The organism is Lactobacillus iners, from assembly GCF_011058775.1.
Lineage (GTDB): Bacteria > Bacillota > Bacilli > Lactobacillales > Lactobacillaceae > Lactobacillus > Lactobacillus iners.
The window spans coordinates 320927-333982 of sequence record NZ_CP049230.1 but is presented as its reverse complement, the minus strand read 5'-3'; the positions used below and the strand labels follow the sequence as shown (position 1 = coordinate 333982).

The following is a 13056-nucleotide window of genomic DNA, read 5'->3' as shown; positions in this document are numbered from 1 at the left end:
CTCTTACGCCTTCTTTACTTTCTTCAAACCTAACTCTTTTAAACCTGGCAAGCTAATCATAATGATAAAGCTTAAAAGATATAATGCTGATAAAAAGCCCATCACAACCATTAAATTATAATAGTCCATTAAAATTCCAATCACCACTGATGAAAAGCCACCAATTGCACGACCAACATTAACAATAATATTATTAGCGGTAGAACGAATTTCTGTTGGATACAAGCAACTAATTACGGCTCCATATCCACCAAACATACCATTAGAAAAGAATCCCACTATCGCTCCAATAATAATCAAGGCAAACATATTATGTGCCAGAATAAGCATATAGACCATCACACCTGAACCTAATAAGAAGATCGTAAATGCACGACGTGGTCCAAAATAATCAAAGATAGTACCAAAAGTCATCATTCCAATACTCATCCCAATGATCGTTGAAACCATCCACAAGCTAGAACCTGATACACTCAAATGCATTTGTTTCTGCACAATTGTCGGCAACCAATTCATTAATCCAAAATATCCTGAAATTTGCACAATCATCATGATAGTAAGACCAATCGATTGCCACATTAACCTTGGTGTCGAAAACATTTTCTTGATTACTTCAAAAAAGAAAGAACCCTTAGCATGCTTTTTGGCTTCGATGAATTGCTTGCTTTCATGTAAATGTTTTCTAATAAAATAAGTTAAAACTACAGGAAGTACACCGACTAAAAATAATTTGTGCCAGCCCAAAGTTGGAATAATCACTGCTGCCACTACTGCTGCCATCACTGCCCCAATTTGACCACCAATAGCAGCAATAGAAGTCATTTTTCCAATACGATCATGACTAAAGTTTTCTGCAATTAAGGCAATACCTACACCATATTCCCCGCCAGCTCCAATCCCAGCTAAAAATCTCAGCATATAAATGTGATTAATATCATTAGTAAAAGCCATTAGTCCAGTAGCAATAGCAAAAATAACTACTGTATGACTAAATGTCTTAACACGCCCGATCTTATCACCTAAAATTCCAAAAATGATACCACCTAATAGCATACCCAAAGTAGTAATCGATGAAATTAACCCAGCAGCTCCACCAGAAAGATGTAAATCTTTAATCATAGAACTCATTGCAAATGATAAAAAAAGTACATCCATGTTTTCCAATGCAAAACCTGAAGCTGTTGATGATATTACAAGCTTCTGATCCCTACTTAGTTCCTGGGTGTACTTCGATATATTATTCATATTTAACCTCCAAAAATGAATGCTCACAGTCATCCTTTTATTTTCGAGTTTATTGTTACATTTTTTTAGCAAAAAAACAAGTATTTTTTTATTTGCTTTTTTAGCTAGATCATGTTAAACTCACATCGATGACTTTAAACGGTACAGAGAGACCGCAAGTTTCCTCATTGATGTAAACTAAATCTGGAGTCTATATCTGGTTGCTCTCTGCACGGATATAGACCCTTTTTGTTTAAGGAGATAATTATGAATAAACCTGTAATTGTAGCTCTAGATGTAGAAGATAAGACCAGTTTGGACCGACTATTGAATAAACTAGGTGATCCAAAAGATATTACCGTAAAAATTGGCATGGAGCTTTTTTATCAATTCGGTACAGAACCAGTAAAAGAATTAGTGGCTAAAGGATACAGTATTTTTTTAGATTTAAAATTACACGACATTCCTAACACTGTATACAATGGTATGAAGCAAATTGCCAAATTAGGAATTCAATACACAACTATCCATGCATTAGGTGGTAGTGAAATGATTAAAAAAGCCCATGAAGGATTAATTGCAGGTACTCCTACAGGAAAAAGTCTTCCTAAATTACTAGCAGTTACAGAACTAACTTCTATTTCTGATGATTCTTTAGCTAATGAACAAAATTGCAAGTTAACAATGAAAGATCAAGTCATTAGCTTAGCAAAAATGGCTAAAAAATATGGAGCTGACGGTGTAATTTGCTCCCCTTTAGAAGTAGAAAAACTAAGAACTGAAGTAGGCGAAGACTTTTTATATGTCACACCAGGTATAAGACCAGCAACAGATCAAAAATTTGATCAATCTCGCATTGCTACACCAGCTCAAGCTAAAGCATTTGGTTCAAGTGCAATTGTAGTCGGTCGACCAATTACTCTAGCTAAAGATCCCAAAGCAGCATATCAAAAAATTGTAAAGGAGTTCAATTAATATGTATACTAAAGAAATTATTCAAAGTTTAATTCAAAATAAAATTGTTACTATTTCACCTGATAAGCCTTTCACTTATGCTAGTGGGATGCTTTCTCCAATCTATACGGATTTTCGTTTAACTATTTCCTATCCAAAATTATGGAATATGATTTGTGATGATTTAGCAACATTAATTAAAGAAAAATATCCTCAAGTTACAGTAATTGGTGGTGTAGCTACAGCGGGTATTCCTCATGCTGCTATTGTTGCCCAAAAATTAGGTTTACCAATGATTTATGTAAGACCAAAGCCAAAAGATCACGGAAAAGGGCGTCAAATTGAAGGTTTATTTACAGCTCAAGATAAAATTGTTTTAATTGATGATTTAATTACAACTGGTGGTTCAGTAATTAATGCAGTCAAAGCAGCTCAAAAGAGTGGAGCTGACGTTATTGGTGTCAGTTCAATTTTTACATACTATCTACCAGACGCAAAAGATAATTTTGCTAAAATAAATATTCCATTTGCCCCACTACTGTCTTATCCAGAATTATTAAAACAAGAAAAAGAAACAGGTCATGTCACCGATAAAGAATATATGCTATTAAAAAACTGGCACGATGATCCATGGGCTTGGGGTAAACAATTCAATTAAAAACATATATTTCACCAGTTGCATAATTGCGTATGTTTTTTTATCTAATATTTGGTATAAAATTAACATAGTAACTATTTTTAGGAGGCAATTATGAAAAAAATTTATCTTGTTCGCCATGGTCAAACTTTTATTAACCGATATGATAAAATGCAAGGTTGGTGTGACACACCTCTAACTAATCAAGGAATTAAAGAAGCTGAAAATACTGGTGTAGTTTTAAAAGATATCCCCTTTGATATAGCATTCTCCAGCGACTTAAAACGTGCTTGTGACACTTGTGATTATATCATCAGCGAAAATTGTAATCGTCATGAATTACAACATATCTCATCTCCATTCTTTAGAGAACAGTTTTATGGCTATTTCGAAGGAATGAATTCTGATGAAGCCTACCGAATGATTGGTGGTCCACATGGTTACCCAACTCGCGAAAAACTATTATCCGCAATAGATTTAGATACTGTCAAGGATTATATGAAAGAAGCTGATCCATATCACGATGCAGAAAGTGCTAGTGAATATTGGCAACGTCTAAATCAAGGATTCTCTTTGTTAAATCAACTAGACGATGTTAAAAACATATTATTAGTTACTCACGGCTTCACCATTAGAAGTATCGTCAATCGATTTGCAAAAGGAAAATACAATTTGCTACATGGACCTCAAAACGGTTCAATCACTATTATGAAAATTAATGACAAAGAGATAAAAATTACTGATTATAACAAATTAGAATTATAATTGCTAACTATAACACATAAAGCAGGTGATGATTTGATAAATACTATTCCATCAAAAAGAAAGGTTTTCCTAGCCGGCGTCAATCTCAATAATAGCAACTTTAATTATTATATGGATGAATTAGCAAAATTAGCTGAAGCCAACCAAATGGAAGTAGTAGGTAGATCTTGGCAAAATTTAGAAACAATTGTTACTGGTACCTACTTTGGTCTAGGAAAAATTAATGAAATTAAACATCTAGCCAAGGAATTGCATGCTACCGTCATTATAATTAATGACGAATTAACACCAACACAAATACGCAATTTAGAAAAAATGACAAAATTATCTATTCTGGATCGGACGGAGTTGATTCTGGAAATATTTTCTAATCGTGTACGAACCAAACAAGCAAAATTACAGGTACAACTAGCAAGGTTGCAATATGAGCTACCTCGATTACATCCATCAGAAAATCGGCTAGATCAGCAGCGAGGTTCTGGAGGTGGCTTTAACAATCGTGGAGCAGGTGAAACTAAGCTAGAATTAAATAGAAGAACCATCCAACAACAAATAAGCAATATCAAAAAAGATTTGAAAAAGATTAATCAACAAGAAAAAATTAAAGCTACTCAGCGAAACAATTCTTTCTTACCACAAGTTGCCTTAGTAGGATATACAAACTCTGGTAAATCTACTACTTTGAATAACCTTTTAAATGAATATTCTAAGAGTGCTGATAAAAAACAAGTTTTTACTAAAGACATGCTTTTTGCTACTCTAGACACACATGTTAGAAGAATCGATCTCGATAACAAACTAAGTTTTATTATATCGGATACTGTTGGTTTTGTTTCTAATCTACCCCATAATTTAATTGAATCATTCAAAGCTACTTTACAAGAAGTAAGAGATGCAGATTTAATTATTAATGTGGTTGATGCTAGTGATCCTAATATCTTGCAAATGATCCAAACCACTACCAAGGTATTAGATGAATTGCAAATTGGTGATGTACCTATTATTACAGCATTTAATAAAGTAGATAAAACTGACCGGTCATATCCTCAAATAGAAGGTAATGGCAACATTCTATATAGTGCTAAAGATCCCGAATCAATTAGATTGTTAGCTAAATTAATTCAAAAGAAAATTTTCTCCAATTTACAAGTTGTAGAATTATTCTTACCGCTCCAAATGGGAGATAAGCTTAACTATTTACATACACACGGGCAAGTAATTGAAGAAAAATATCAAGATAATGGTATTTATATCAAAACAAAAATCTGTAAAAAGATTGCTGACAAATTTGCTAAATATAACTATAAAAGTAAATAATTACATAAAAAATGCTACCCTATAAAAATTAGGATAGCATTTTTTTATACGCTTTAATCATTGGTACAGCTTTTTATTAAATTTATTTAGATTCATCAATAGAATCAATCATTATTTTTAACCTACCAAATCTATATAATTCATCCTTCTGAATTTTATAGATATTAAAATAAAAAGCAAACACAAAATTATAAGACAACCATTTAATAAATAACTAGTATTAATTAATGTGGCAATTTGACGTTTTGTAACACCAAAAAACACGTAAGGCAAAGTATTGATATATATTAAATGCTTTGTTTCGCAAGCATCAGACACTCCCAGAAGAAAATGATTAACTACTTTTTGATTTAATTTCCAAAATATAGAAATTTGACTAATGATGATAATTAGACTACTTATAATAATGCAACCTTCTCCTATCTTAGGACATTGTACATTTTTGAATAATACACACATCGCCATAATCAAAAGATAGAAAGCTATTAAAGATACCAATTTTTCAGGAATATACATACTGATATAAAACTTTTGATTAGATGCCGTAGCTTGGGCATATTGGTAAGTACAGCCATAAATAATAGTACCCAATATGTAAAAGAAGATGTCAATAAACTCTAGTCCTTCTTTGGAATATGGAAAAATTTGCCAAAGCGAATCATGACCCAGATAATAATTTTTAATGATTTGATAAACTGTAACAAATACTATGATGGCTACAGTAGCGACATACCATAGTCCATTATACATTGATATGTTAGCTTTTTCTTTCTTTACCACATTTTCATAAATCAAAATGCCCAATTCAACTACAATTGGAAATAAAAACATCAAACTGATTTTTTTTAATCTAATTAGTAAATATCTGCTCATTGTCCTATCCTTCTAATATATGCATCTTCAAGAGTTTTATCAACTGCTAATATTTCAGCCCTTGAATTATGTGAGAGTATATGTCCATCTTTAATAAAAATCACGTCCTCAAGCATATCACCTAAATCTCGTATTAAATGAGTAACCATTAAAACAGTACTATTCTTTCTACGATAATTTTGAATTATATCCATAAAATATCGTCTTTTAATGGGATCAGTTGCTGACAAAGGTTCATCTAATACATAAAAGTCGGTATTTCTTGAAAAAACCAGTGCCAAATGCACTTGCTCATGCATTCCCTTAGAGCAATCATGAAGCTTTAACTGTGGAGATATAGAAAACTTTTGTAAAATTTTATACATTCTTTGTTCATCAAAATCTGAATATACAGACTTAAATAAGTCAATAGACTCTTTAATAGTCATACTTTCATATAAGAAATATCTATCAGGCATATATGAAAAGCTACCCTCAATTTCACGTTGGCCTTTGAATTTATTTATATTTTTTAAAATAAGATTTACTAATGTTGTCTTACCAGAACCATTATCTCCTAAAATTCCAACTATCTTACCATCATTGCGTAACGTAAGAGAGATATTATCTAAGGCTACTTTTCTCCCATATTTTACAGTTATATTTTTTAATAACATATATACCTCCTTTTAAAACGACTATCAGTCAATAGAAAAATAATATAAAAAGGCTAATATCAACTGATCCTAGCCTTTTAAATTTCATTAAAAATATCCATATCATCAAATAACTACAGTATGCCTAATTTTTTAAAAATATCATCAACATGCTTTAAATGATAATGATAATCAAAAGCATCATCAATATCTGATTTAGAAAGATATTTAGTTATTTCACTTTCATCAACTAATTGTCTAAATTGAATTTGCTCATTCCATGATCTAGCTGTTAACTTTTGAACCATATCATATGCCTTTTCACGTGATAGTCCTGCTTCATCAATCAGCTTTAATAGTAGTCGCTGAGAATAGATTAATCCATATGTTCTATCCATATTTTTCAACATGGTTTCGGGGAAAACATCCAAATTCTCCAAAATTTTATCAAATCTATTCAACATATAATCAATTGCAATAGTTGTATCAGGTAAAATTATTCTTTCAGCTGAAGAATGTGAAATATCACGTTCATGCCATAAAGAAACATTTTCGTATGCTGTTAGCATGTGTCCTCTAATTACACGTGCCATACCACATAAATTTTCTGATCCAATCGGATTACGCTTATGAGGCATTGCTGAGGAACCCTTTTGTCCTGCTCTAAAATGCTCTTCTACTTCATGTATTTCAGATCTCTGTAAAGATCTAATTTCCGTAGCCCAATTTTCAATACTAGTAGCAATTAAAGCCAACATTGCCAAATATTCTGCATGTAAGTCTCGTGGTAAAACTTGACTAGTAATCGGTTGTTGGTTAAGACTTAATTGATGTAAAACACTTGTTTCTACCTCGGGTGGCACATTAGCAAAAGTACCAACTGCTCCAGAAATTTTACCTGATTCTACTCCAGCTGCTGCATGTTCAAAACGATCAATATCACGTATAATTTCTGCATACCAGCGTCCTAATTTTAAGCCAAAAGTGGTTGGCTCTGCATGGACACCATGAGTTCTTCCCATCATGACAGTATCTTTATATTTAAGTGCTTTTTTGGCAATTGTATTTTTAAGATGAGCTAAATCAGAACGCAAAATATCATTTGCTTCTTTAAGTAACACGCCTTGTGCTGTATCTACAACATCTGTGGAAGTAAGTCCAAAATGCACCCATTTTCTCTCTTCGCCTAAGCTTTCTGAAACAGCTCTAGTAAAGGCAACTACATCATGATGCGTAATTGCCTCAATTTCAGCTACACGTTCAGCGGTAAAACTAGCTTTTTTAGCAATCTTTTGTGCATCTGCAACTGGAACCTCGCCTAGTTCACTCCATGCATTAGTTGCAGCAATTTCAACTTTTAGCCAAGCAGCATAACGATTTTCATCTGTCCAAATTTTGCCCATTTCTGGGCGAGTGTATCTATCCAGCATTATTTACATTTCCCATGGATTCTTTAAAACAATAGTTTGTTCACGATCAGGACCTACAGAAACAGTCACTAAAGGTACACCAACTAATTCACTGACGCGTGACAAGAAATGACGAGCATTTTCTGGCAAATCTTCTAATTTAGTTACCTTAGTAATATCTTCATTCCAACCAGGTAATTCTTCATAAATTGGTTTACATCTTTCGAGTTCTTTCAAACTAGCAGGATAATAATCTATTTTTTGACCATCTAATTCATAAGCTACTGCTATTTTTACAGTCTTTAAACCAGAAAAGACATCCAATAAGTTTAAACTTAATGCATCAATACCTGCTACACGTTTAGAATGACGCAACGCAACAGAATCGAACCAACCTACACGACGAGGACGTCCAGTAACTGTACCATATTCATGACCAGTTTCACGAATATAATTACCAGTCTCATCTAACAATTCTGTAGGGAAAGGACCTGCACCAACACGAGTAGTGTATGCCTTACAAATACCAATAACAGTATCAACTTTAGAAGGTCCAATACCAATACCAGTAGCTATTCCACCTGTAACTGTACTTGATGATGTAACAAATGGATATGTTCCTTGATCAATATCAAGCATAACACCTTGTGCACCTTCAAATAGCACTTTATCATCATTGTCGATAGCATCATTAACAATAACAGAAGTATCAGTCACATACTTTTTAAGTTCTTGTCCAAATTTCCAATATTTTTCAAAAATATCTTCAAATTTTAGAGCTTCTTTACCATATACATTGACAAATAATGCATTTTTTTCATTCAAATTAAAGCGTAATTTTTCTTCGAATGTATCCTTTTCGAGTAAGTCACACATTCTAATTCCAATTCTGGAAGCTTTGTCCATATATGTAGGTCCAATACCATTTTTAGTAGTACCAACTTTGTTAGCTCCTTTAGCTTCTTCTTGGTAAACATCTTGTAAAATATCATATGGCATAACAATATGTGCACGATTGGAAATTGCTAATTTATCCGTGTTGATACCATTATCTTCAAGATATTTTATTTCATCCAATAAAACTTCTGGATTAATTACTACTCCATTACCAATAACCGTTTCTTTTTTTGCTTCAAAAATACCAGAAGGTATTAAACGCATCTTAAAAGTTTTACCGCCAAAAGCAATGGTGTGTCCTGCATTGTTACCACCGTTAGAACGAACTGTCATATCAGCTGATTGACTTAAATAGTCAGTCATCTTACCTTTACCTTCGTCTCCCCATTGACTGCCTACAACTGCAACTACTGTCATTTAATTTCACCTCATAAAATATATTAAATCACAAACCAGAATCAAGTGTAACAGTATATATACCATTAGTCAATCTACTTTGCCGAACGTTTATTAATATATTTTTCAATATTGTTCATATAATTGTTGACTTTTTGAGTAAATATACGTATATTAGCTCTTGTGATAAAAAATATAGCGAGGTAATCAGATTGAGTAATTATTTTAGTATGGAAGCTTTTGATTATGATGATATCCAATTAGTTCCTAATAAATGTATCATCAAAAGTAGAAAAGAGGCAGATACCTCTATAAAATTCGGAAAGCGAACTTTTAAACTACCAGTGGTACCAGCCAATATGGAGAGTGTTATTAATGAACCTTTAGCTGTGTGGCTTGCTGAAAATGACTATTACTATGTAATGCATCGTTTCCAACCAGAAAAAAGAGCTGATTTTATCAAAATGATGCATGATAAGGGTCTCTTTGCTTCAATTTCTGTTGGTATTAAAGATGAAGAATATAAATTTATTGATCAACTAGCTAATGAAAAATTAGTTCCAGAATATATCACAATAGACGTAGCACACGGACACTCTGACTATGTGATCAAGATGATTAAATATATCAAAGAAAAATTACCTGAATCTTTCCTAACTGCAGGTAATATTGCTACTCCTGAAGCAGTTCGAGAATTAGAAAATGCAGGTGCTGATGCAACTAAAGTTGGTATTGGACCAGGTCGTGCATGCATTACGAAATTAAAAACCGGCTTTGGCACAGGAGGATGGCAATTAGCAGCCTTAAGAATGTGTTCAAAAGCTGCCAGAAAGCCATTAATTGCTGACGGTGGAATTAGACACAATGGTGATATTGCTAAGTCAGTTCGTTTTGGAGCATCAATGGTAATGATTGGTTCCTTATTTGCAGGTCATCTCGAATCACCTGGTAATATTATTACTATTGATAATAAAACATATAAACAATATTGGGGTTCAGCATCTGCAGTACAAAAAGGTGCCTATAACAATGTTGAAGGAAAACAATTACTTGTTCCATATCGTGGTTCAATTAAAGACACTCTTAAAGAAATGCAAGAAGATTTGCAATCTGCTATTTCCTACGCTGGAGGTAAGGATCTCCATTCCATCCGTGTAGTTGATTATGTAATTGTGAAGTCATCAATTATGAATGGTGACAAATAAAAAAGAGATCACAACTCAATAAAAGATTTACAATCTTGTAAAAATTCGGCATCGTCGTAACCATCGGCTATGCCGTTTTTACGTTACTTAAAATTATATACTTCCTAAATGATTTTCCATCACAGATTTGTTTTATAATATCCTCGTTAATAATTGCTTCGTATGTATCTTTGAAAAGCTGCCTCTATGACTGGATGGTAGAAAAATTTATCAATTTATGCTATATTTTTGCTATATTTTGGAAATCTATAAAGGAAATGCAATGATATTTTCAGAAGAAATAAAGCAAATAAGAACACACTGTTTTTTTTATACAGGAAGATTTTCAAAGAACATTATATCGATTATAGCAATATAGAAGATAAATATCTGAATGATAAAGTTGGAGGAAGAAGAATGGTTGATACAAAGGATGAAGATATAGATGACGAGATGGTCTGGGATATCAATCGTGAAAAGGCAATGATGGCTCCGCAAAGAATCAAGCTTGTAACAAAATATATCCTTGAACATTTTGACCAGAAGACCTATCGTGGTGATAAGGCTTATATCTATAACACCCTTACAAACATTTCGCAAGTTGCTTCCGGCAAGAATGGTGCGGTAGAAGAAATCAAGCAGAAACAACGAGTAAGTGGATTTAACTCTATCTTTGCCGTTGCCTCTGTTCCGATGGCAAAATTGTATTATCAGGAATTCAAGAAACAGATGGAGACTGACCCTACCAAAAAACTCCGTATTGCTACTATCTATAGCTATGGTGCAAACGAAGCTGAATATGATGAAGGCTCAAGCGGTATTCTTGATGAGGAAAATTCAGAAGATACATCTGCACTTGACCAGTCTTCAAGGGATTTCCTTGAGGCTGCTATCAAAGATTACAATGAAATGTTCCATACTAACTACTCTACAGATAGCGACAAATTCCAGAACTATTATAAAGACGTTTCCCTTCGTATGAAGAACAAGGAACTTGATTTACTAATAGTTGTAAATATGTTCCTTACAGGCTTTGATGCTACCACGCTAAACACACTGTGGGTAGATAAAAATCTTAAGATGCACGGACTCATTCAAGCATTTTCAAGAACAAACCGAATCCTTAACTCGATTAAGACATTTGGTAACATTGTCTGCTTTAGAAATCTTCAGAAACGTGTTGATACTGCTATTTCACTTTTTGGTGATAAAAATGCAGGTGGTATTGTCCTGATGAAGGGCTTTAAAGATTACTACTATGGCTATGAAGGTATTGATGGAAAGCAGATGCCTGGTTATGCAGATATGATGGAAGAACTCGAAGAAAAGTTTCCACTGTCAGAACCACAGATTGTTGGAGAACAGAATCAGAAAGACTTTATTTCTCTGTTTGGTGCAATTCTTAGGATGCGTAATCTGTTATCTTCATTTGATGAATTTGTAGGAAAAGAACTTATTACAGAGTATGATATGCGAGATTATCTTAGCAGATACCAAGATCTTCATGACGAATGGAAACGCAAACGTGAGCAAGGTGAAAGCACAGACATCATCGATGATATCGTCTTTGAGGTAGAACTCATCAAGCAGATAGAAATCAATATTGACTATATCCTTATGCTCGTTAAGAAATATCACGATACACATTGCGAGGATAATGAAATGCTTATTACCATCACTAAGGCTATTGATGCCAGTCCAGAGCTTCGTAGTAAGAAAGAACTCATTGAAAACTTTATTGCAGGAATAAATGATGTCGAAGATGTTATGAAAGAATGGCATGATTATGTAGCTGAAAAGCGTGAAGAGGAACTTGTTCAGATTATCAAAGAAGAAAAGCTGAAAGAACCTGAAACAAGAAAATTCCTTGAGAATGCATTCCGTGACGGTGAAATTAAGACTGCCGGAACGGATATTGATAAGCTTATGCCTCCTGTATCTCGTTTCGGTGGCAGAAACAGAGCCGTTAAGAAACAAGGTGTCATCGACAAACTGAAATTATTCTTTGAGAAGTTCTTCGGGGTTGGAGGTTCATTCACTACTGAAAAGCCAAAGTTTTTTAATTATGCCAATGCGATGGCTCAACAGTCTGTTCTTATGGTTGCAGAAGATTCAGCAACTCATGTGACAAAGAAAGATGCTGAGTAAATGATAAGAAAACGACCATATAGGAGCATTTATACTCTTGTATGGTCGTTATTTCTTACGTTCCCGCTTAAAGGCTTTCAGCCAGTTTTCTTTTACCCCCCTTACTGAAAACTCCTTTTTATGCAGTTTTTGTTTTTACTATCCTTTACATTAAAAAAGGGCGAAGTTTTTTCTTCGCCCTTTTCCTTCAGACTTTCTACATAACTAAAGCCTGATATGCTCACTATTCTCATTTATTTATATAACCTGTAAATGTTTCATTGATAAATCTAAACATCTCCAGAATGAGTAATTTCCCCACTAGAAATATAATCAAACGGTAAATCTTTATGTTCACTAATATTATCTAACGTAAAATTGCCCGATGCTTCAACAATCGCCCGTCCATCAATCCATTTTAAAGCTTCTGCCATAGCCTCATGCGACATATTATCCAACATAATAATATCTGCTTGGCCATGTATAGCTTCTTTAACCATTTCAAGAGTCTCTACCTCTACTTCATATTTTTTATTTTATAGTAAGTCATCGACGAAATTAAGTAACAATCTAAAAAAGTAGAAACATTCAGCAAAATTTTCTGAAAACAGGAAAGTCAGATAGGCTAGTCTTTTTGA

General features: G+C 33.4%; 12 protein-coding genes. 6 read left to right on the top strand and 6 right to left on the bottom strand.

Features of this window, described 5'->3' with window-relative positions; translation table 11 throughout:
• Nucleotides 1-3: 3 nt before the first annotated feature.
• Nucleotides 4-1245 (bottom strand): MFS transporter, encoded by a 1242-nt coding sequence (locus G6Z82_RS01705; RefSeq protein ID WP_006730462.1) that lies wholly within the window; start codon nt 1243-1245, stop codon nt 4-6.
• Nucleotides 1246-1491: 246 nt separating this feature from the next.
• On the opposite strand from G6Z82_RS01705, the gene pyrF reads away from it, so the two are divergent.
• The 4 genes from pyrF (at nt 1492) to hflX (ending at nt 4897) form a co-directional block, all read left to right on the top strand.
• The gene (pyrF, locus tag G6Z82_RS01700; RefSeq protein ID WP_006734265.1) at nt 1492-2199 is read left to right on the top strand and encodes an orotidine-5'-phosphate decarboxylase; all 708 of its coding nucleotides are present in this window, start codon (nt 1492-1494) and stop codon (nt 2197-2199) included.
• A gap of 1 nt (nt 2200) precedes the next feature.
• Nucleotides 2201-2836: an orotate phosphoribosyltransferase gene (gene pyrE, locus G6Z82_RS01695; protein ID WP_006734269.1), complete on the top strand. Its 636-nt coding sequence runs from the start codon at nt 2201-2203 to the stop codon at nt 2834-2836.
• Nucleotides 2837-2929: 93 nt separating this feature from the next.
• Nucleotides 2930-3580 (top strand): histidine phosphatase family protein, encoded by a 651-nt coding sequence (locus tag G6Z82_RS01690; RefSeq protein WP_006735508.1) that lies wholly within the window; start codon nt 2930-2932, stop codon nt 3578-3580.
• Between the two features lie 33 nt (nt 3581-3613).
• Nucleotides 3614-4897 carry a GTPase HflX gene (gene hflX, locus G6Z82_RS01685; RefSeq protein ID WP_164785998.1) on the top strand — a complete coding sequence of 428 codons (1284 nt, stop codon included), beginning with the start codon at nt 3614-3616 and terminating at the stop codon, nt 4895-4897.
• A 117-nt stretch (nt 4898-5014) separates the two neighbouring features.
• Here hflX and G6Z82_RS01680 read toward each other — a convergent pair whose 3' ends face one another.
• The 4 genes from G6Z82_RS01680 to G6Z82_RS01665 all read right to left on the bottom strand — a co-directional run bounded on the left by G6Z82_RS01680 (nt 5015) and on the right by G6Z82_RS01665 (nt 9128).
• Nucleotides 5015-5770 (bottom strand): hypothetical protein, encoded by a 756-nt coding sequence (locus G6Z82_RS01680; RefSeq protein WP_006728887.1) that lies wholly within the window; start codon nt 5768-5770, stop codon nt 5015-5017.
• Nucleotides 5767-6426: an ATP-binding cassette domain-containing protein gene (locus G6Z82_RS01675; RefSeq protein WP_006728888.1), complete on the bottom strand. Its 660-nt coding sequence runs from the start codon at nt 6424-6426 to the stop codon at nt 5767-5769. Before G6Z82_RS01675 ends, G6Z82_RS01680 begins: the two co-directional genes overlap by 4 nt.
• Before the next feature lie 113 nt (nt 6427-6539).
• Complete coding sequence (gene purB, locus G6Z82_RS01670) at nt 6540-7835, bottom strand: adenylosuccinate lyase (RefSeq protein ID WP_164785727.1); 1296 nt, start codon at nt 7833-7835, stop codon at nt 6540-6542.
• 3 nt (nt 7836-7838) lie between these two features.
• Complete coding sequence (locus G6Z82_RS01665) at nt 7839-9128, bottom strand: adenylosuccinate synthase (protein WP_006738008.1); 1290 nt, start codon at nt 9126-9128, stop codon at nt 7839-7841.
• A gap of 191 nt (nt 9129-9319) precedes the next feature.
• On the opposite strand from G6Z82_RS01665, the gene G6Z82_RS01660 reads away from it, so the two are divergent.
• Both G6Z82_RS01660 and G6Z82_RS01655 read left to right on the top strand, forming a co-directional pair.
• On the top strand, nt 9320-10312 hold the full coding sequence (locus tag G6Z82_RS01660; protein ID WP_006731873.1) for a GMP reductase: 993 nt from the start codon (nt 9320-9322) through the stop codon (nt 10310-10312).
• A 396-nt stretch (nt 10313-10708) separates the two neighbouring features.
• Nucleotides 10709-12439, top strand: coding sequence for a type I restriction endonuclease subunit R, EcoR124 family (locus tag G6Z82_RS01655; protein ID WP_006738006.1), 1731 nt, complete (start codon nt 10709-10711; stop codon nt 12437-12439).
• A gap of 269 nt (nt 12440-12708) precedes the next feature.
• On the opposite strand, the gene G6Z82_RS01650 is transcribed toward G6Z82_RS01655, so the two are convergent.
• On the bottom strand, nt 12709-12918 hold the full coding sequence (locus tag G6Z82_RS01650) for a beta/alpha barrel domain-containing protein (protein WP_006732563.1): 210 nt from the start codon (nt 12916-12918) through the stop codon (nt 12709-12711).
• Nucleotides 12919-13056 lie beyond the last annotated feature (138 nt).

What these genes read in the sequence shown, in the direction of transcription:
- G6Z82_RS01675 (WP_006728888.1), bottom strand. Translation starts at nt 6,426, where the DNA reads ATGTTATTAAAAAATATAACTGTAAAATATGGGAGAAAAGTAGCCTTA.
- pyrF (WP_006734265.1), top strand. Translation starts at nt 1,492, where the DNA reads ATGAATAAACCTGTAATTGTAGCTCTAGATGTAGAAGATAAGACCAGT.
- G6Z82_RS01655 (WP_006738006.1), top strand. Translation starts at nt 10,709, where the DNA reads ATGGTTGATACAAAGGATGAAGATATAGATGACGAGATGGTCTGGGAT.
- G6Z82_RS01705 (WP_006730462.1), bottom strand. Translation starts at nt 1,245, where the DNA reads ATGAATAATATATCGAAGTACACCCAGGAACTAAGTAGGGATCAGAAG.
- G6Z82_RS01665 (WP_006738008.1), bottom strand. Translation starts at nt 9,128, where the DNA reads ATGACAGTAGTTGCAGTTGTAGGCAGTCAATGGGGAGACGAAGGTAAA.
- pyrE (WP_006734269.1), top strand. Translation starts at nt 2,201, where the DNA reads ATGTATACTAAAGAAATTATTCAAAGTTTAATTCAAAATAAAATTGTT.
- G6Z82_RS01680 (WP_006728887.1), bottom strand. Translation starts at nt 5,770, where the DNA reads ATGAGCAGATATTTACTAATTAGATTAAAAAAAATCAGTTTGATGTTT.
- G6Z82_RS01690 (WP_006735508.1), top strand. Translation starts at nt 2,930, where the DNA reads ATGAAAAAAATTTATCTTGTTCGCCATGGTCAAACTTTTATTAACCGA.
- purB (WP_164785727.1), bottom strand. Translation starts at nt 7,835, where the DNA reads ATGCTGGATAGATACACTCGCCCAGAAATGGGCAAAATTTGGACAGAT.
- G6Z82_RS01650 (WP_006732563.1), bottom strand. Translation starts at nt 12,918, where the DNA reads ATGGTTAAAGAAGCTATACATGGCCAAGCAGATATTATTATGTTGGAT.